Below are 19,401 nucleotides of genomic sequence, written 5' to 3'. Positions count from 1 at the left end.
CGCCGGCCTGGGCCTTGCCCCCACAGGTCGGTCGGGCGCCGGGCGCGCCCTAAAATGGCCGCATGATTTCACGCGAACCCACTCTCGAGCGCCTGGCCATTGCCCGGCAATTGCTGCTTGAACCCTTTGGTCTGGACGAGACCCACCTGACGAAGGCGCTCAACGAGATCCGGGCGCACCGGGTGGATGACGCGGATCTTTACTTCCAATACACCCGGGCCGAGGGCTGGAGCCTGGAAGAGGGCATCGTCAAGACGGGTTCCTTCAGCATCGACCAGGGCGTGGGGGTGCGGGCCGTGAGCGGCGAGAAAACCGCCTTTGCCTATTCCGACGACATTTCGCTGGCCTCGCTGCTGGATGCGGCGCACACGGTGCGCACCATCTCGGGCCAAGGCGGCAACGCCCGCGTGCGGGCCGTGACGCGCAAGGTGGCGCCCAGCCGCTCGCTGTACCCCGGGCTGGACCCGATCGCCACGCTGGACAGCACCGCCAAGGTGCGCCTGCTGGAAAAGGTCGAACAGCGCGCCCGCGCCCGCGACCCGCGCGTGGTGCAGGTGATGGCCGGCCTGGCCGGTGAGTACGACGTGGTGCTGATCGCCCGTGCCGACGGCACCCTGGCGGCCGATGTGCGCCCGCTGGTGCGCCTGTCGGTCACCGTGATCGCCGAACACAACGGCCGCCGCGAGGTGGGCTCGGGCGGCGGCGGTGGCCGCTTCGGCATGGCGTATTTCGACGACGCCGTGATCGACACCTATGTGTCCGATGCGGTGAATGCCGCCCTCACCAACCTCGAAGCGCGCCCGGCACCGGCCGGCGAGCTGACCGTGGTGCTGGGCCCGGGCTGGCCCGGCGTGCTGCTGCACGAAGCCATCGGCCACGGCCTGGAGGGCGACTTCAACCGCAAGGGTTCGAGCGCCTTCACCGGCCGCATCGGCCAGCGCGTGGCCGCCAAGGGCGTCACGGTGCTGGACGACGGCACCATCGCCGACCGCCGCGGCTCGTTGAACGTGGACGACGAGGGCCACGCCACCCAGCGCAATGTGCTGATCGAGGATGGCATTCTCAAGGGCTACATCCAGGATTCGATGAACGCCCGCCTGATGGGCGTGAAGCCCACGGGCAACGGCCGCCGCGAAAGCTACGCCCATGTGCCCATGCCGCGCATGACCAACACCTACATGCTGGGCGGCGACAAGAGTCCCGAGGAAATCGTGGCCAGCATCAAGAAAGGCCTGTACGCCACCAACTTCGGCGGCGGCCAGGTGGACATCACCTCGGGCAAGTTCGTGTTCTCGGCCAGCGAAGCCTTCTGGGTGGAAAACGGCAAGATCCAATACCCCGTCAAGGGCGCCACCCTGGTCGGCAGCGGCCCCGAGGCCCTCAAGCGCGTCACCATGATCGGCAACGACATGCGCCTGGACAGCGGCGTAGGCACTTGTGGCAAAGAGGGCCAGAGCGTGCCCGTGGGCGTGGGCCAGCCCACCTTGCGCATCGACGGCATGACGGTGGGCGGCACCGCCTGAGCGGGCGTTTCTGAACCGGGCCGGGGCCCAAGCCCGGCTCACGAAGCCCCTCAGGGCAGGGCAAAGGCCATCACGTAGTCCCCCAGGCGCTTGGAATAGGCGGCTCCGCCGGCCGTCACCACGATGTACTGCTTGCCTGTCTTGGGCGACACATAGCTCATGGGCGTGGCGCTGCTGCCCACGGGCAGCGGGTGCTTCCAGACCTCGGCCCCGGTCTGGGCGTCGTAGGCGCGCAGGTAGAAATCCTGGCTGCCCGAGAAGAACACCAGCCCACCCGCCGTGCTCAGCGTGCCCGCATAGCTGGGCAGGCCGATGGGCATGGGCAGCCCCAGCCGCAGGCCCAGGGGCCCCACCTCCTGGGCGGTGCCGGCGGGCACCTGCCAGGCAACCCGGCGTGTCTTCAGGTCGATGGCCGTCAGGGTGCCGAAGGGCGGTTGCACGCACGGCACCCCCAGCTTGGACAACCAGATCGTGGTGTAGATGCCGTAGGGCGTGCCCAGTTGGGCCGAGGGCCCATGGCCGTCGCTCACCGGTGGGTGGGTTTTGGAGAACTCGGCATAGTCGGCGCGCGGCACCAGTTGGAACACGCTGGGCACCCGGATGTCATTGAGGAACACCCGCTGGTTGTGCGGGTCCACCGACACGCTGCCCCAGTTCATGCCCCCCACATTGCCCGGCTGCTGGATGGCGCGCTGCAGGCCGGGTGGCGTGAAGTCGCCGTCGTAGCGCATCTGGCGGTACTCGATGCGGCACAGCAGCTGGTCGAACATCGTCATGCCCCACATCCTGCCTTCGCTGAGGGGTTCGGCCCCGATGGTGGGCATGCCCACCGAATACGGTTGCGTGGGCGACAGCGCCTCTTCGGGCACGGCGCCGTTCTGCGGCACGGGTTTCTCGGCCACCTGGGCCAGGGGCTGGCCGGTGGCGCGGTTCAGCAAAAACACCTGGCCCCGCTTGGTGGTCTGCAGCACCGCCGGCACGCTGCCGCCCTGGCCGTCGGGCAGATCGATCAGGGCCGGCTGCGAGGGCAGGTCGTAGTCCCAGATGTCGTGGTGCACGGTTTGAAAGTGCCAGCGCGGCCGCCCGGTGCGGATGTCCAGGGCCACCAGCGACGAGTTGTACTCGTCCGAGTGGGGCGGCCGGTCGCGCCCGTAGTAGTCGGGCGTGGCATTGCCCAGGGGCGCATAGACCAGGCCCAACTCGTCGTCGTAGGCCGCGGTGCTCCACATATTGGGCGTGCCCGGGGTGTAGCTCTGGCCCTCGGGGGGCTCGCGGGTGGTGGCCGGGTGGCCCAGGTCCCAGGCCCACACCAGCTCCCCGGTGCGGGCGCTGAAGGCGCGGATCACGCCCGAGGGCTCGCCGCGCATCTGGTTGTCCACCACCCAGCCGCCGACCACGATCAGCTCGCGTGCCACCAGCGGGGCCGAGGTCTGGAAGTAGAAGCCCGGCCGCACCGGGCCCATGCCCTGCGCCAGCGACACGGTGCCCTGCTGGCCGAAGCCTTCGCAAGGTTGGCCGCTGTGGGCGTCCAGCGCGATCAGGCGGGCGTCCATGGTGGTCTGCACGATGCGCTCACGGCAGCGGCCGGTGGTGCCTTCAGGGCTGGGCTCGGTGTCGTGCCAGTAGCCCAGGCCGCGACAGCGCTGCCAGAACGGGGCGCTGGCCTGGGGGTCGAACAGCCAGCGCTGCTGGCCGGTGTCGGCGTCCAGGGCGATCACCCGGTCGCGCCGGGTGCAGCTGTACACCAGATGGCCGATCTGCAGCGGGGTGTTCTGGTCCACCCCGGGCTGGGTGTCGCCGCTGCGGTAGGTCCAGGCGGGCTGCAGGCGGTGCACGGTGTCGCGGTTGATCTGGTCGAAGGGGGCATCGCGACGCCCCTCGGGCGTGCGACCGTAGGCGTGCCAATCGGCCGGCCGGTTGTCGCCGTGCGGTGCCTCGTAGGCCAGGGTCGCATCGGGCTGCACCACGCCATGCGGCACAAAGGCCAGCGCCAGCCCCAGCACAAAAGCGAGCCCGAAAATCAGGCCGACAACCAGGCCAGCCCGCACCGTGCCTCGGCCATCGGCGCCGTCGGCCGGGCAGGGCGCCAGCAGCAGCGACACGGTGGCCAGGGCCAACGGTGCCATCAGCCGCGGGAACAGGGCCCAGAAGTCGAGCCCGCTCTCCCACAGCGCCCAGGGCACGCTCAGCACGGCCAGGGCCGCCACCCCCCAGGCCCCGCTGGCGCGGCAGCGCCCCATCAGGGCGGCGGCGCCCACCAGCACCAGGCCGGCGGCCAGGTAATACGGGGAGCCGCCCAGCCACAGCAAGTACGCGCCCCCGGCGCTCAAACCCAGCCCCATCAAGCCCACGAGCCAGGCCCAGGCACTTCTGATCAGCCCCATGTTGCATCCCTTCAGCAAGGTGAAAACCCATTTTTTGGGGCATGTCACGGCTGCTGCAGCGGCATGGGGCCGGTGTCCGGTCGGGCGGTCGGGCTGGGGCGCGCAAGGGTGCGCTGGGCACGTGGTTCCGCTCAGCCTTGACACGCCCTTGAAGGGGTGATGAGTGGTCGTGGGTACCGTCCAGCCCCCTCGCTACAGAAAAAAGCAAATTTTTTGTGGTGCTGCCCAAAAGCTGTTTTAGCGGCGTTTTTGCTTATTTTTGAGGCAAAAATGCCTTTTCCACGCGCCATTTGCGCGCTTTGCGCACGCTGGAGGTGCCTATCGCGCAAAAAAACCGATGTGGTGTGGGGGCGACAGACGGCAATTGGGGCGCTTGCTGTGCTAAATTGCCTGCCATGCAAGTTCGCGCAGCCTTTTATTTTTACTTTTGGTTCTCTGTCCCCGGCGGACGAGAGGCGAGCGCGTAAGCACCCGAACACCCCTCCCAGGAACCGCCGAAGCTGAAAAGCCCGGCGGTTTTTTTCTGCCCGACCGAAAACTGATTCCAACCTGTTTCAAATCCAAAGGAGCCCCACCATGAACAAGCCCAGCACCAAGGCCGATGCCTGGTACGCGAATGTCGACAAGACCAGCCAGACCGACGACAAACGCATCAAGGACATCACCGTGCTTCCGCCTCCCGAACATCTGATCCGCTTCTTCCCCATCCACGGCACGCAGGTCGAGTCGCTGATCACCGAAACCCGCCACAACATCCACAACATCATGGCCGGCAAGGACGACCGCCTGCTGGTGGTGATCGGCCCCTGCTCCATCCACGACCCGGCCGCCGCGGTTGAATACGCCCGCCGCCTCAAGGTCGAGCGCGAAAAATACGCCGACACGCTCGAGATCGTGATGCGCGTCTACTTCGAGAAGCCCCGCACCACCGTCGGCTGGAAGGGCCTGATCAACGACCCCTACCTCGATGAGAGCTACCGCATCGACGAAGGCCTGCGCATTGCCCGCCAGCTGCTGATCGAGATCAACCGCCTGGGCCTGCCGGCCGGCAGCGAGTTCCTCGACGTGATCTCGCCCCAGTACATCGGCGACCTGATCAGCTGGGGCGCCATCGGTGCCCGCACCACCGAAAGCCAGGTGCACCGCGAACTGGCCTCGGGCATCTCGGCCCCGATCGGCTTCAAGAACGGCACCGACGGCAATATCCGCATCGCCACCGACGCCATCCAGGCGGCGGCCCGCGGCCACCACTTCCTGTCGGTGCACAAGAACGGCCAGGTCGCCATCGTGCAGACCCAGGGCAACAAGGACTGCCACGTGATCCTGCGTGGCGGCAAGACCCCCAACTACGACGCCGACAGCGTGGCCGCTGCCTGCAAGGAGCTCGAGGCTTCCAAGCTGCCCGCCACCCTGATGGTGGACTGCAGCCATGCCAACAGCAGCAAGCAGCACCAGCGTCAGATCGACGTGGCCCGCGACATCGCCACCCAGATCGAAGGCGGCTCGCACCAGGTGTTCGGCCTGATGGTGGAAAGCCACCTGCATGCCGGCGCCCAGAAGTTCACCCCGGGCAAGGACCAGGTCGCTGACCTGGAATACGGCAAGAGCATCACCGACGCCTGCCTGGGCTGGGACGACTCGGCCGACGTGCTGGCCGTGCTGTCTGAGGCCGTCAAGGCCCGCCGCGCCCGCAAGGCCTGAGCCCCGTCAAGGGCTTTTGAAGGAGCGCCCAGGTGGCGCTCTTTGTGTTTGCGGGCCGCAGGCTTTGTATAGTGGGCTGGCCGCTCCAGGAGCCCTGCATGAAACCGTCCACCGCCACCGGCCTCTCTCCCATCTGCCTGATCGGCGCCCCCACCGATGTGGGCGCCAGCCGCCGGGGCGCCTCGATGGGCCCCGAGGCCTTGCGGGTGGCGGGCCTGGCGGCGGCGCTGCAAGGCCTGGGGCGGACGGTGCTGGATGCCGGTGACCTGTGCGGGCCGGCCAACCCGCTGGGTCCGGTGCAGGCGGGCTACCGGCATCTGGACGAGGTGATCGCCTGGAACCGCAGCGTGCACCAGGCCACCCTGGCCAGCCTGCGCGCCGGGCAACTGCCGGTGCTGCTGGGCGGCGACCACAGCGTGGCCATCGGCTCGATCAGCGCTGTGGCCCGGCACTGCCGCGAGCAGGGCCAGCGCCTGCGCGTGCTGTGGCTGGACGCCCATGCCGACGTCAACGTGGGCGAAACCACGCCCAGCGGCAATCTGCACGGCATGCCCGTGTCCTGCCTGTGCGGCCTGGGCCCCGAGGCCTTGACCACCCTGGGCGGCCCGCCGCCCGCCCTGCAGCCCGCCGAGCTGCGCCAGATCGGCCTGCGCAGCGTGGACCCGGCCGAAAAGCTCGAACTGCGCCAGCTGGGCATCGAGGCCTACGACATGCGCTTCATCGATGAACACGGCATGGCCGAGACCCTGCGCCGGGCCCTGGCCGGGCTGGACGAACACACCCATCTGCACGTGAGCCTGGACGCCGATTTTCTGGACCCTGACATCGCCCCGGGCGTGGGCACCGCCGTGCCCGGCGGCCCGGGCTACCGTGAGGCCCAGCTGTGCATGGAGATGGTGGCCGACACCGGCCGGCTGGGCTCGCTTGATGTGGTCGAGCTCAACCCCGCCTGCGATGTGCGCAACCAGACCGCCGAGTGCCTGGTGGCCATGATCGAAAGCCTGCTGGGCAAGTCGGTGTTGCTGCGCTGAGCTGGGCGCTCAGCCTGCGGCCGGGGGCGCGGGGGCTGTTGCGGCCCGCTCTTCCAGATAGGCCAGCAGGCGCTGTGCGGCCGGCGTCAGCGCCTGCTGGCGCCGAAAGCAGATCGAAAAAGTGCGGTGTGCCCAGTCATCCAGCAGGGCCACGGTCTGGATGCGCCCGGCCGCGGTGTGCAGGCGGCTGATCTCCAGCGGCACCACGCTCACCCCCAGGCCGGCACCGACCACCCGGAAGGCCGCGTCGAAGTTGGACACCACCGCCCGGTAGCTCAGGGGCTTGCCCGCCTTGAGCGCGCAGCGGTGCAGCAGGGTGTAGACCGCCGTGGACGGCGGCAGGCCCACGTGCTCGAAATCCAGCGTGTCTTCAAAGTGCAGGGCTGGCTGCCCGGCCAGCGGGTGGCCCACCGGCACGGCCAGCACCAGCTCGTCGTGGCGGTAGGGCCGGCTTTCCAGCCCGCCCAGGTCGATCTGGCTCCAGCACACACCGAGCGACACCACCCCGTCGCGCACCAGGCCCACGATGTCTTTGGAGACCCGCTCTTCGATGTCGACCTGGATGTTCTGGTGCCGGGGCTCGCGCATGAAGGCGGCCAGATCGTCCAGCAGCGATTCGGCAATCGCCGAGGCGCTGGCCACCACCCGCACATGGCCCTGGATGCCCCCTTTGAAGCCGGCCATGTCGGCCTCGATCTTCTCCATCGTGAACAGCACCGTGCGGGCGTGCTCCAGCAGCACCTGCCCGGCTGGTGTGGGCTCGGTGCCGCGCCGCCCGCGCACCAGCACCTGCAGGCCCAGGGCGTCTTCGAGCTGGGTGATGCGTTTGCTGATGGCCGAGGGCTCGATCAGCTCTTGGGCCGCTGCGTCCTTGATGTTGCCCAGGTCGCACACGGCCACCAGCAGGCGCAGGGTTTTGAGGTCCAAGTCTCTCATGATGTTTCCATTTTGGAATCCAAATGGTTCCCACGTTTCATTTGATGTTTTATTTGGAATTTTAGAAACTCTTGTTCATTGAAAAACACGTCCTTGAGACGCGGAGACAGCCCCATGCCCCCCCTCACCACCCTTCCCCCCCGCGCGGTGATCCGCGAGGTCGGCCTGCGCGACGGCCTGCAAAGCATCCAGACCGTCCTGCCCACGGCGCAGAAGATCGCCTGGATCGACCAGGCCCACGCGGCCGGCCTGCGCGAGATCGAGGTGGGCTCTTTTGTGCCGGCCCGCCTGCTGCCCCAACTGGCCGACACCGCCGAGCTGCTGGCCCATGCCAAGACCCTGCCCGGGCTGTTCGCCTCGGTGCTGGTGCCCAACCTCCGGGGCGCCGAAGCCGCCCTGGCGGGTGACGCCGACCTGATGCTGCTGCCCCTGTCGGCCAGCCATGCGCACAGCCTGGCCAACCTGCGCAAGACCCCCGATGAGGTGGTGGCCGAGCTGGGCCGCATCCGCGCCGCCCGCGATGCCTCGGGCCGCAAGACCCTGATCGAAGGCGGTGTGGGCACGGCCTTTGGCTGCACCCTGCAAGGCGAGGTGAAGCCCTCCGAGGTGCTGCGCCTGATGCAGGCCCTGCTGGATGCCGGTGCCGACCGCGTGAGCCTGGCCGACACCGTGGGCTATGCCGACCCGGCCTCGGTCAGCCGCCTGTTCGAACAGGCCTTGCGCCTGGCCGGTGAGCGCTTCTGGTGCGGCCACTTCCACGACACCCGCGGGCTGGCGCTGGCCAATGTGTACGCATCATTGCAGCTGGGCGTGAACCGCTTCGATGCCTCCCTGGCCGGTATCGGCGGCTGCCCGCACGCGCCCGGCGCCAGCGGCAATGCCGCCAGCGAAGACCTGGCCTTTTTGCTGGAGGCAGGGGGTGTGGCCACCGGCATCGACCTGCCCCAACTGCTGGCCCTGCGGGCCCAGGTCACGGGCTGGCTGGCCGGCGAGGCCACGCACGGCAGCCTGCACCGGGCCGGCCTGCCCAAGACCTTTCACCCCGCAGGCGCCTTGCACTGCTGAGCCCATCATCCTTCAAAGAAGCACCTCTGACATGAACACAGAACAAGGCACCGGCCTGCCCCTGGAAGGCATCCGCGTCATCGAATTCACCCACATGGTCATGGGGCCCACCTGCGGCATGATCCTGGCCGACCTGGGCGCCGAGGTCATCAAGATCGAGCCCCCGGGCGGCGACAAGACACGCCAGCTGCCCGGCCTGGGCATCGGCTTTTTCCGCAGCTTCAACCGCAACAAGAAGAGCGTGGTGCTCGACATCCAGACGCCCGAAGGCCTGGCCACCGCCAAAGAGCTGATCGGCCAGAGCGATGTGCTGCTGGAGAACTTCCGCCCCGGCCTGATGGACCGGCTGGGCCTGGGCGCCGAGGCGCTGAAGGCCCAGTTTCCGCGCCTGATCTATGTGTCGCACAAGGGCTTTCTGCCCGGCCCCTATGAAGACCGGCTGGCGCTGGACGAGGTGGTGCAGAACATGGCCGGCCTGACCTACATGACCGGCCCCCAGGGCCGCCCGCTGCGCGCCGGTACCTCGGTCAACGACATCATGGGCGGCATGTTCGGGGCCATCGGCGTGCTGGCTGCGCTGCGCGAACGCGATCGCACCGGCCAGGGTCAGGAGATCCAGAGCGCCCTGTTCGAGAACTGCTGCCTGCTGGCCTCGCAGCACATGCAGCAGTTCCAGATGACGGGCGAGGTGCCGCCACCGTTCCCCTCGCGCGTGTCGGCCTGGAGCGTGTACGACACCTTTGAGGTGGCCCATGGCGAGCAACTGTTCATTGGCGCCGTCAGCGACAAGCAGTTCACCACCCTGTGCGAGGTGCTGAACCGCCCTGACCTGGCCAGCGACCCGGCCCTGGCCACCAATGCCCAGCGGGTGGCGGTGCGCCCCGACTTGCTGGCGCGCCTGGCCGAGAGCACCATCGGATTCGAGATCGAAGAGCTGTGCACCCGCCTCAAGGCCGCCGGCCTGCCCTATGCCAAGGTGGTGCGCCCCGATCAACTGGTGCAGGACGAACACCTGCTGGCCAGTGGCGGCCTGGTGCCCATGCAGACCGACGACGGCGACAGCACCCAGGTGGTGCTGCTGCCCCTGTTGATGGGCGGGCGCCGCCCGGGGGTGCGCCGGCCCTTGCCCCGCGTGGGCGAGCACACCGAGGAGGTGCTGGCCACCCTGAAACGCTGAACCCTGGCCTGCTTTTTCAAGAAACCAAGACAGAGACAAACCAGAGACAAAAAAGAGACAAACGCCATGAACTTCAATCACAAACGCTGTGCGGCCCTGGCCCTGGGGGCCGCCCTGATGCTGGCCGCGCCCGCCTGGGCCGACACGCCCCCGATGCGGGTGATCCTGCCCGTGGGCCCGGGCTCGGGGGTGGACACCATCGTGCGGGCTGCCCAGGTGGCCCTGGCCAAGGCCTTGAACCAGCCCGTGGTGATCGAGAACCTGCCCGGCGCCGGCGGCATCACCGGCACCTCGGCCCTGGTCAAGGCGGCGCCCGACGGCAACACCATCGCCGTGATCTCGAACAACCACGCGGTCAACCCCAGCGTGTTCAAGAAGCTGCCCTACGACAGCCTCAACGACATCACCCCGATCAGCGTGGTGGGCGGCTCGCCCTTTTTGCTGGTGGTCAACCCCAAGCTGGTGAGTGCGCGCAACGCCAAAGAGCTGCAGGCCTTTCTGAAGATCAAGCCCGAAGAGCACAACTACGCCTCCTCAGGCAACGGCACCGTCATCCACCTGGCCGGCGAGATGGTCATCGACGCCCTGGGCGTTGAGGTGCGCCACGTGCCCTACAAAGGCATGGGGCCCATGATCACCGACATCATGGCCGGCCAGTTGGAGATGGGCGTGGCCTCGGTGCCCTCGGTGCAGGGCCAACTCAAGAGCGGCACCCTGCGCGCCATCGGCGTGCTGGGCAAGAGCCGCGTGGCCTCGCTGCCCGATCTGCCCACCTTTGCCGAGCAGGGCTTTCCGGAGGTGGACGTGATGGGCTGGTTCGCCGTGGTGGCCCCCGCCCGGCTGCCGGCCGCCCAGGTCAAGCGCATCCATGAAGCCGTGGTGGTCGCCTTTGCCGACCCCGAGGTCAAGGCCGCCATGGCCAAGCAGGACAACGTGATCAACCCCAGCACCCCCGAGGCGGCGCGCCAGTTTCTCAAGGCCGAGCAGGAGCGCTTTGCCAAGATCGTGGTCAAGGCCAATGTGAAGCTGGATTGAGGGGCCCGCCGGGCTGGCTGCAGCACCGACCTTCCGCGCCCGGCTGAGGACAACTCGCTCATCGGCTGTCGAGCCGGGTCAGGCCTTCAGCCGCGAGCGGGTGGAGCGATCCGGTCAGTGCCCGTCCAGAATGCTGCGCTGGCGTTCCAGATAGATCTCGGGGCTGATCAGGTTGGCGTCGCGCATGCGCTTGAGCTCCAGCAGTCGGGCCTCGACGCCACGGGTGTTGTTGGCGGTGACCTGGGCGTAGGCTGCGGGCGTGGGGGCTTTGGCCGCCAAGTCGATCACAGACGCCGGTTGGACTGGGGTGGCCGGGGCTGCCTGCTGCAACGGTGTCGGCGCCGGCGCCGCTGCCGCTGCGCTGACTGGGGCCTGCACCGGAGCGGGTGCCGCCACCTGAGCCTGCGGCTGCACCGCGGCCTGAGGCTGGGCCTGGGGCAGGGTTTGTGGGTGAGAGGGCGAGGCATCCGCCGGAATGCTGCCCGAGCCGGGTGTGCCGGTTCTGGGGGTTTCCACCTTGGTGACCAGGCCCATGACCACCTGGATCAAGGTGGGGTATTCATACGCCGAGCCCGTGTTGTGGTCGATCACCGCCCCGATGCCGCCGCCGAAGATGATGTTGCCGAACATCGAACCTTTGGTGTCTGACACCACCGAAGCCTGGCCGGTTTCGTGGCCGGTCTTGGTGCATTGCACCAGCATGTCGTCATTGGAGCGCCGGATCTGGACCGAGCCCGGGGTCGTCACAAACCATTTGCCTTTGTTGTTGGTCAGCTCGCAGGCGGCACCGGGCACTTCGGCACCCGTCTTGTCACGGGTTTGCAAGGACACGCTTTGGCCCGTGGTACCGGTGATGGACGAGCAACCGGTGCTCAGCATGACCATGGACGCCAGGATGGCGAATCGGCTCTTCATTTCAGTCTCTCTCCCTATTTGAAACAAGATGTATCGTATTCGATGCATCGAATCAAAATGGCAATGCTGGACTGAATATCTGATCTTGATCATTTTGCCTGGCTCACAGGCTGCCGCATGAGGCGGGGCCATGCCGAGCGCCCTGGCCCCGCCTCAGAACGCGTACTGCAGCCTCACCGACAGCATCTGCCCCTGCTGCCCATACGATTTGCCCACCAAGTAGGCCACGCTGTAGCGCAGCGACTCTTTGTGGCCCAGGCTCAGGCTGCCTGTCAGCACCGGGCCCACGCGGTGGGATTGGCGGGCAGCGGGCAGCCATTGGTCCCAGGGGCCCAGTTCGCCGAAGCCTTGCAGCCCCACCTGCAGTCCGGGCCGCCAGTGGTACTTGGCCTGCCACTGGTATTTCATGTCGGACGGAACCGCTGAGGCGGCTCTGACGGTCCGTTCAAAAAACACATTGCCGTTGAGCTGGAGCCTGCCCACCTCGGTCTGCAGCACGGGCCCCCACTGCAGCATGGTGCCATCGGCGGCATCGTGGTTGAACATCAGCTTGCTGTGCAGGGCCAGGTCAAACGGGTACTGCCCCTGGGTCAGCAGGTAGTCGTTCTGCCAATGAAGCGCCTCAGCCCTGGTCTGCCAGAAGTCCGAGCCGATCGCGCTGGCAAACACCTCGGTGTACCAGCGGCTGGTGACGCCGTAGCCCACGCCCACCTCGGGCCAGACGATCTGGCGCCGGTGCTTGGACTCCACCGTCCAGTAGCGGAAACTGAGGTTGGTCTCGCCCTCGTTGTCGTAGACCGTGACCAGGTAATAGCTGGGGTCGGCCAGGCTGGTGCCGCAAGTCAGCACCAGGCCAGCCCAGAGGGCCCAGCGGGTCACGAGAAACGGGCGCATGAGACTCCGGGCTGCACGTGGGCGGTATGGGGGCTGTATGAAAGGCTCAGTATCCGGGACGGCCTGCGGAGAGGTCAATCGACAGTGCTGGAGTGCGAGGAATGCGCTCGGGTTTGAGGCCCGGGCTCGGCACGTTCAAACTGCGCTGCTCAGCGCCCCACCCACCCGCCGCAGACCGGGAACACTTGGCCCACAAAGCAGGCCGCGGGCGCGCTGCACAGGTAGGCGGCAAACTCGGCGTCTTCGCGCGCGCTCACCAGGCGGCCCAGGGGCACCTCGCGCCGCAGGCGCTCCTGAAAGCGCGGGTCGGCCTGCACCTCGGGTGGAAAGTAGGTCGGGTTGTCCACCAGGTTCTGGGCGATCGCATTCACCTGGATGTTGTGGCTGGCCACCTCCACCCCCAAGGCCTGCACATAGGCCAGTTGCGCACCCCGCGCGGCGCTGTAGGTCGAGGTGCGCTTCATGCCCCGCAAGGCGGCCGCGCTGCCCATCACCAGAATCCGGCCGCTGCGCCGCGCCATCATGTCAGGCAACACGGCCTGGCAGAGCCGGGGCAGGGGGTCGACCAGGGCGGCAAAGGTGTCGCGCCACTCCTGCTCGCTGACCTGATGCGCCGGGGTGCTGGGCGCCGGCACCGCCAGATTGGCCACCAGCACATCGATGGGCCCGTGCCCGGCCACCAGCCGGGCCGGTGCCTGCGGGTCGGTCAGGGGCCCGTCATCGGCCAGCACCACGGCTCCCTGCTCGGCAAACACCTCGCACAAGGTGGGGCCCATGAACTCATTGGCCTGGGTGATCAGCACCCGCAGCCCGGCCAGGCGTTGTGAAGACACGGCAAACTCCTTCAGTTGGGGCATGCAGCGCGGCCGATGGCGGCCCTGGTGGAGCTCCATCGCGGCGGCAGCCAGGCAAGGGTAGCGGGATTGAAACCCGGCGCCAAGCGGCCCCGTCGACTGCCATTCAATCCACCCGTTCCCGGCCGCCCTGATCTGCGCTGGCCATGCAGCCGCAACCCCTGCCGGATCTGGATCAGGCCCCCATCGGGTGCCACGACAAGCCCTTGAGCGCACCCGCTTCGCGGCGCTGCCCCACCACGCGAACCGGGTTCACCCAGCGCTGTCGAGCATCGCCAGCCAAGCCTTCGCTGCTGCAGACAAATAGCTCCCACGCAACCAGGCCAGCTCGATCCGCCAAGGAATCACCGGGTCGGTCAGGGTGGAAACCGAAAACTCGCTCAAGTCCAACGGACCCAGTTGCGAGCTCGGCAGCAGGCAGATGCCCACGCCGTAGCGCACCATTTCGAGGATGAGGCCGATCTGGCCACTGCGGCCCACGACCTCGGGCGCAAAGCCGCATTGCTGGCAGGCCTGCTCGATCCGTTCATTGATGGCATAGGCGGGCGGAAACAGGATGAAGGGCTCCTCGGCCAATTCCCCCAGGCGCACCTCGTCGCGCTTGGCCCAGCATGAGCTGGCCGGTGCCAGCAAAGCCAGCCGGTCATCCACCAGCCCGCGGTATTCAAAACGGGCTTCATCGACCGGCGCCAGGAGGCCGCCCAACTCAAGCTGCCCATCAATCAGTGCCGTCACGATCGCATGCGAACCATCCTCGAAGAGCTTCAACTCGATGTCGGGATGACGCAGTTTGAAATCGCCGAGCAGGGGAACGAACAGGCGAGGTCCGAGCGGGGGGATGCCAATGCGCAAATCGCCTTTTTGGAGCCCGGCCAGTTCATCCAGCGCACGATGGATGTTCGCCGCATTCGCCAACATGTTCTCGGCGTAGCTCAGGACGACCCGACCACCGTCGGTCAGCTCGGCCTGCCGCCGATGCCGCTGAAACAGCGGCTGTCCCAGCTCATCCTCCAGCCTCGCGATCAGCTTGCTGATGGTCGGCTGGGTGACCGCCAGGTGCTCGGCCGCCAGGGTAAAGCTGCCACTTCTGGCCACTTCGACAAAGGCCCGCAAGGCTCGCAGTTCCATGGTTGAAGCATTCTGTTTTGGAATGCACATCATGATAACAATTCATGCATGGAATTTTTGAGCGGACTAATCTAAGCAGCCTCGACGTTCGATTGATTTCCTGCCCATGAAGCTCCTCGCTCGCATCACCCTGCAATCGGTCCAGATCCTCTTCTTTGTCGGCCTGTGGCTGATCGGTGATCGGCTGGCTGATTTCGAACATTGGCCGATGCCGGCGGGCGTGATCGGCCTGGTCGTGGTCACGGCACTGCTCATGACCGGTCTCATGGCGCATCGCCACATCGAATCGGGCGCCCGCCGGCTGTTGGCGGAGATGCCTTTGTTCTTCATCCCGCCACTGCTCTCGGTCATGGACTTCGGCCAGGTGTTTGCCCGCTACGGCTTCGCCCTGCTCGCCGCCGTGCTGCTCGGCAGCCTCGTGGTGATGTCCTGCACCGGCCTGATCGTCGACTGGGTCTTTCATCTTGAATCCCGTCGGCAGGGGCCGGCGAAGTCGTTGTGTTGAGGTTGATATGAACACCCACCTGATCGCCCTGCTGTTCTTCGCCGCCACGGTCGTGATCTATGGCGTCTCCAAAGGGCTTTACCAGCGCCGCCCTCGGCTCTGGCTCTCCCCCGTCGTCGTGACGCCGATCGCGCTGATCATCCTGGTCAAGCTCACGCACACGCCGTTTACCGTCTATTTCGAGGACACACGCTGGCTGTCCTGGCTGTTGGGGCCCGCCACCATCGCTTTCGCATACCCCATCTACACGCAGCGCGCGTTGCTGCGCCGCTATCCGGTCACCCTGTTCGTCGGGGTGAGCGCCGGCCTGTGCCTGGGGTTGTTCAGTTCCTGGCTGCTGGCGCGCTTGTTCGGGCTGCCGCCTGATCTGGCCCACAGCCTCCTGCCGCGTTCGGTCTCAACCCCGTTTGCCTTGGCGGCTGCGGGCGCGTTCGGCGGCGACAAGAACCTCACCGTGATCTGCGTCATGGTCACGGGCATCTTCGGTCTCCTCATCGGTGACGCCTTTCTGGGCTGGCTCGGTCTGCGCTCAAGCGTCTCCAAGGGGGCTGCGTTGGGCGCTTCAGCACACGGGTTCGGCACCTCCAAGGCCTACGAGATCGGCGACCAGGAAGGTGCTGTCGCCAGCCTGGTCATGGTCTTCACCGGGGTCTCGATGGTGTTGCTTGCACCCCTGTTCGCCCATTGGGTCGGCTAGCCAAAAGGTATTGACCTGGCGGCCGGCCAAGGGCACGGGCCATTGCCCGGCCATGTGCCGACTGGGCCGACTGGGCCAACCGGCTCATGGGCAGTTGGGGTGGCTTTCCGGGGAGGGCAGCCCTCGGCTAAACCCGCAAGGCCTCCAGTGAGGGCCAGAACACGCGAAGGACCGTTGCGCCGCGGGCTTCCGCCAATTTCGAAGTGCTGCGCTCGACGACTTGGCCGCCCAGCCGTTGATAGAACCTCAGCCCGGCCTGGTTGGCTTCGAACACCCACAGGTAAACCCCGGTCGCCTTGGCCTGGGCTGCCAGCGCCGTGGCCGCGGTGCGGATCAGGCGTTCGCCTATCCTCTGGCCGCGCAGCGCCGGCGAAACATGCAGGTTCTCGATCAGGCTGCCCCATCGGGCGTCGGCGTCGCGGTAGGCCGACAGAAAGGCCGCCGGGCCGGTGCTGGGCGACTCGGCCACCAGCACCTGCCGCGCCTCATCCGGCGCCGCCAGACGGGCGGCCCACAGCTCGCTTCGGTTCTGTTCAATCGGCCCGGCGAGGAATTCGGGCGAGAGCACATTCGAATAGGTGTCGCGCCAACTGGCGCAGTGAATGGCGGCAATGCCGGGGGCATCGTCGGCCCGGGCGGGGCGGAGGGTGAGTCGATCCATGCTGCGATGGTTTCATCCGGGCTTGGGGCCGTCAAGAACAGGAGCGCCTGAGCTTATGCGGGGAGGGCATCGGTCTCGGTAGCGGTGAGGCCGCGTTTCGAGTGCGTGCTGAGTGGCGATGGGTTGAGACGGATCACATAAGATCCCTCAAAAAAGGGGAGCGAAGATGCCAGAGAACGAACAAGGCGCTGTCATGCCACAACCAGCGCACAGGAGCAGGAGCCTGAAGGTCTGGGTATACGGCTTGGTGGGCCTGCTTCAAGGGGCCGTGCTGTGGTCATTGCAGCGTGCCATTGAGCACGGTATCTGGCCGGGCACCTCTGGGCCTTGGTTGGGGGCTGCGTTCTACCTCACCGTCTCCGTGCCAATCGCCTGGTACCTGGCCGCAGGTGGGTGGGCCAACCGTTTACACCGAATGGCATTTGCCTTGGTGACCGGTGGGGTGTTCACTTTGTTGGGTGCTCATGCGGGCCAGTCCTGGGTTCCTGGTGTCTACGGTTCGGTGCAGATGGATCACCTGCTTGCAGCCGGTGTGATGGGATTCATGTTGGTTCCACTCGCGTCAGGCTATGACAGCTCACGAAGGCGGTTTGACTACCAGCGGCTCTTCGAACACTCGTGGCGCAATGCGATTTTGCTGCTTGCTGCTGCTGCCCTCACGCTTATTTTCTGGATGCTGCTCTGGGCCGGTGCATGGCTTTTGGAAAGCATCGGATTGGATGGTTTTCGCCATTTCCTGGCTCAGCGATCGGTGGCGTATTTGCTCAGCGCCGGAGGGTTTGGCATAGCAATCGGTTTGGCCCTCGGAAAGGCAGAGCTTTTGAAGGCGTCCCGCCAATTCAGCCTGTCGGTGAACGCATGGTTCCTGCCGCTGGCACTGACGTTTGCGCTGCTATGGGTCTTGGCGCTGCCTTTCACGGGCACTGAAAAACTGTTCGCAACCCACAATGCAGCGTTCTATCTGTTGTGGTTCGGCGCGTTGGTCACCTGTTTCACCAACGCGGCATTTCAAGACGGATGTGAAAAGCCTGCCTATCCCCACTGGCTGGCCTTGGTGCTGTCTTGGGCCTGGTTGACCTTGATACCGTTGGCGCTGCTCGCAGATTGGGCTCTGGCCCAACGTATCCTGCAGCACGGCTGGTCAATCTCACGCATCTGGGCATCCGTCGCGGCGACCCTTTTCTCGGTGTATTCCGCAGGTTACGCCCTGTCGTTGTTCAAGCGTTCGCAATGGATGGCATCGCTTCCCGCAACCAATATCACCGCTGCAATCGCCTTGATCGTCATCGTGACAACATTGATCAGTCCAGTGGCGGATGTCAGCAAAATTGCGGTCAATGACCAGCTGGAACGGCTGCAGTCAGGCAAGCTCGATCCATCCCAATTTGACTGGAACTTCTTGCGCTTCAGCAGTGGTCAATATGGACAGGATGCCTTGAAAGGCCTTGCTCAGAATCCGTCTGAAGAGCCGCGAGCGCGTCAGATAGCGACTCTCGCCAAAAAAGCACTGGCACTGAAATTGTCAAGCGCGCCTCCAGCGCACCTCAGTCAACAAGACGCGATGGATGCCTTGAAAACCAAGGTGTCGTGAGGTTGCCCCTGAAAATCGGAGTGCATAACCGGTCTTCAAGCGGCAGATTTTTGCTGCGCCGCCAACCAGCGTTTTTCGTACTGCATAGGGCTCATGTAGCCCAATGTCGAATGTAGTCGGGAATGGTTGTAGAACCCGATCCATTCCAAAATCACCTGCCTTGCTTGAGCTCTGGTCGCGAATTTTTGACCATGAACACACGCTGTTTTCAAATGTCCCCAAAGGCTCTCGGTAGGGGCGTTATCCCAGCAATTCCCCTTGCGACTCATTGAACTGACAATGCCCCGGCCCTTGAGTGTCCGTTGGAAATCATCGCTGCAATATTGACTGCCCCTATCGCTGTGAAAGATCAGGCCCCTGGCAGGTCGGCGACGCCAACAGGCCATCAGCAACGCATCCTTGACCAGGCTAGTTTGCATGTGCGTTTGCAGGCTCCAGCCCACCACCTGACGACTGTGCAGGTCCAGCACTGCTGCCAGGTACAGCCACCCCTCGTCCGTGGCGATATACGTGATGTCGCCGCTCCACAGTTGGTTGGGTGCTGGTGGAGTGAACTGTCGCTGGACCAAATCGGCTGCCACCGGCAAACGGTGTCTGCTATCGGTGGTGACCACGAATTTGCGCTTCGTCTTAGCTCGGATGCCGTGTTGTTGCATCAGCTTGCGTACCCGGTCTTTGCCGACTCGGATGCCCCTGACTGACAGCTCCTTGTGCATGCGTGGCCAGCCATATTCACCCTTGACCTCGGCATGGATGGCTCGCATATGGGCGAGCACAGCCTCGTCGCTGTGAAACCGCGTGGGCCCATCGTGGCCACTCTTGCCAGCCCGGTCCCAACTGAAATATCCACTGGGGCTGACTTGCAGGACCTCGCACATCAGCGTGATCGGCCAGCGTTGCCTCATCGATTGAATCCAGGCGTACTTTGCAGCACATCCTGTGCAAAGTACGCCGCCGCTTTTTTTGCAATATCTCGCTCCATCTTCAGGCGTGCAACTTCTGCCTTCAGTCGGGCAATCTCTGCCTGTTCAGGGCTCACCACTGCTGCGGGCTTGCCATCTGCCGATACCCCAAGCTGCCCCTTTGCGTCTGCCCGAACCCAGTTGGTCAAGCTAGCGCTGGGCATGCCCAAGGTCTTTGCCACCACGGAGGCTGGTCGTCCGGCCTTGACTTGCCTGACAGCTTCTTGCTTGAACTCCAAGGTGTACTTGGCTCTGCTCATCACTCCAGCGTTCATCTCTTCTGTCCTTTCCCGGCATTCTCCGGGCTGAGCTATGAACTCCGAAATTCGAGGGCAACCTCAT

Annotated in this window: 17 protein-coding genes; 9 read left to right on the top strand and 8 right to left on the bottom strand. The window is 65.8% G+C overall.

Annotation, left to right across the window (positions count from 1 at the left end):
• Nucleotides 1-62: 62 nt before the first annotated feature.
• Nucleotides 63-1,523, top strand: coding sequence for a metalloprotease TldD (tldD, locus tag L880_RS0114045; RefSeq protein WP_027476217.1), 1,461 nt, complete (start codon nt 63-65; stop codon nt 1,521-1,523).
• Nucleotides 1,524-1,573: 50 nt separating this feature from the next.
• Here tldD and L880_RS0114040 read toward each other — a convergent pair whose 3' ends face one another.
• Nucleotides 1,574-3,907: a membrane-bound PQQ-dependent dehydrogenase, glucose/quinate/shikimate family gene (locus L880_RS0114040; RefSeq protein ID WP_027476216.1), complete on the bottom strand. Its 2,334-nt coding sequence runs from the start codon at nt 3,905-3,907 to the stop codon at nt 1,574-1,576.
• A gap of 576 nt (nt 3,908-4,483) precedes the next feature.
• Here L880_RS0114040 and L880_RS0114035 point away from each other — a divergent pair.
• On the top strand, nt 4,484-5,608 hold the full coding sequence (locus tag L880_RS0114035) for a 3-deoxy-7-phosphoheptulonate synthase (RefSeq protein ID WP_019574076.1): 1,125 nt from the start codon (nt 4,484-4,486) through the stop codon (nt 5,606-5,608).
• A gap of 98 nt (nt 5,609-5,706) precedes the next feature.
• A complete protein-coding gene (gene rocF, locus L880_RS0114030) occupies nt 5,707-6,639 on the top strand; it encodes an arginase (RefSeq protein WP_027476215.1) in 933 nt (310 codons plus the stop codon).
• A 9-nt stretch (nt 6,640-6,648) separates the two neighbouring features.
• On the opposite strand, the gene L880_RS0114025 is transcribed toward rocF, so the two are convergent.
• Entirely contained in the window at nt 6,649-7,575 is a 927-nt protein-coding gene (locus L880_RS0114025; RefSeq protein WP_027476214.1) for a LysR substrate-binding domain-containing protein, read from the bottom strand.
• 114 nt (nt 7,576-7,689) lie between these two features.
• Here L880_RS0114025 and L880_RS0114020 point away from each other — a divergent pair, with 114 nt between their 5' ends.
• The 3 genes from L880_RS0114020 (at nt 7,690) to L880_RS0114010 (ending at nt 10,852) form a co-directional block, all read left to right on the top strand.
• Nucleotides 7,690-8,640: a hydroxymethylglutaryl-CoA lyase gene (locus L880_RS0114020; RefSeq protein WP_027476213.1), complete on the top strand. Its 951-nt coding sequence runs from the start codon at nt 7,690-7,692 to the stop codon at nt 8,638-8,640.
• A gap of 31 nt (nt 8,641-8,671) precedes the next feature.
• Complete coding sequence (locus tag L880_RS0114015) at nt 8,672-9,817, top strand: CaiB/BaiF CoA transferase family protein (RefSeq protein ID WP_027476212.1); 1,146 nt, start codon at nt 8,672-8,674, stop codon at nt 9,815-9,817.
• Nucleotides 9,818-9,883: 66 nt separating this feature from the next.
• On the top strand, nt 9,884-10,852 hold the full coding sequence (locus L880_RS0114010; RefSeq protein WP_027476211.1) for a tripartite tricarboxylate transporter substrate binding protein: 969 nt from the start codon (nt 9,884-9,886) through the stop codon (nt 10,850-10,852).
• Nucleotides 10,853-10,966: 114 nt separating this feature from the next.
• Here L880_RS0114010 and L880_RS34395 read toward each other — a convergent pair whose 3' ends face one another.
• The 4 genes from L880_RS34395 to L880_RS0113990 all read right to left on the bottom strand — a co-directional run bounded on the left by L880_RS34395 (nt 10,967) and on the right by L880_RS0113990 (nt 14,643).
• On the bottom strand, nt 10,967-11,767 hold the full coding sequence (locus tag L880_RS34395; protein ID WP_051443307.1) for a hypothetical protein: 801 nt from the start codon (nt 11,765-11,767) through the stop codon (nt 10,967-10,969).
• Nucleotides 11,768-11,920: 153 nt separating this feature from the next.
• A complete protein-coding gene (locus L880_RS0114000; RefSeq protein ID WP_051443306.1) occupies nt 11,921-12,661 on the bottom strand; it encodes a hypothetical protein in 741 nt (246 codons plus the stop codon).
• Between the two features lie 149 nt (nt 12,662-12,810).
• On the bottom strand, nt 12,811-13,494 hold the full coding sequence (locus L880_RS0113995) for an SDR family oxidoreductase (RefSeq protein ID WP_027476209.1): 684 nt from the start codon (nt 13,492-13,494) through the stop codon (nt 12,811-12,813).
• A gap of 273 nt (nt 13,495-13,767) precedes the next feature.
• Nucleotides 13,768-14,643, bottom strand: coding sequence for a LysR substrate-binding domain-containing protein (locus L880_RS0113990; RefSeq protein WP_027476208.1), 876 nt, complete (start codon nt 14,641-14,643; stop codon nt 13,768-13,770).
• 106 nt (nt 14,644-14,749) lie between these two features.
• Here L880_RS0113990 and L880_RS0113985 point away from each other — a divergent pair, with 106 nt between their 5' ends.
• Both L880_RS0113985 and L880_RS0113980 read left to right on the top strand, forming a co-directional pair.
• Nucleotides 14,750-15,148, top strand: coding sequence for a CidA/LrgA family protein (locus L880_RS0113985; RefSeq protein WP_051443305.1), 399 nt, complete (start codon nt 14,750-14,752; stop codon nt 15,146-15,148).
• A gap of 7 nt (nt 15,149-15,155) precedes the next feature.
• Nucleotides 15,156-15,845, top strand: coding sequence for an LrgB family protein (locus L880_RS0113980; protein WP_027476206.1), 690 nt, complete (start codon nt 15,156-15,158; stop codon nt 15,843-15,845).
• 127 nt (nt 15,846-15,972) lie between these two features.
• Here the strand turns inward: L880_RS0113980 and L880_RS0113975 are convergent, their stop codons facing one another.
• Nucleotides 15,973-16,506 carry a GNAT family N-acetyltransferase gene (locus L880_RS0113975; protein ID WP_027476205.1) on the bottom strand — a complete coding sequence of 178 codons (534 nt, stop codon included), beginning with the start codon at nt 16,504-16,506 and terminating at the stop codon, nt 15,973-15,975.
• 166 nt (nt 16,507-16,672) lie between these two features.
• Between L880_RS0113975 and L880_RS0113970 the strand changes: the two genes are divergently transcribed.
• Nucleotides 16,673-18,097 carry a DUF4153 domain-containing protein gene (locus L880_RS0113970; RefSeq protein ID WP_027476204.1) on the top strand — a complete coding sequence of 475 codons (1,425 nt, stop codon included), beginning with the start codon at nt 16,673-16,675 and terminating at the stop codon, nt 18,095-18,097.
• Between the two features lie 35 nt (nt 18,098-18,132).
• Here L880_RS0113970 and L880_RS0113965 read toward each other — a convergent pair.
• Nucleotides 18,133-19,319 (bottom strand): IS3 family transposase gene (locus L880_RS0113965; RefSeq protein ID WP_425389181.1). Its coding sequence is split into 2 segments (ribosomal slippage): nt 18,133-19,064 and nt 19,064-19,319, totalling 1,188 coding nucleotides; the frame shifts between segments, so codons are not numbered across the junction.
• Nucleotides 19,320-19,401: the final 82 nt, after the last annotated feature.

The sequence above is a fragment of the Curvibacter gracilis ATCC BAA-807 genome, assembly GCF_000518645.1.
Lineage (GTDB): Bacteria > Pseudomonadota > Gammaproteobacteria > Burkholderiales > Burkholderiaceae_C > Curvibacter > Curvibacter gracilis.
Note: the sequence above shows the minus strand (reverse complement) of the source record. Positions and strands in the feature narration are given on the sequence as shown.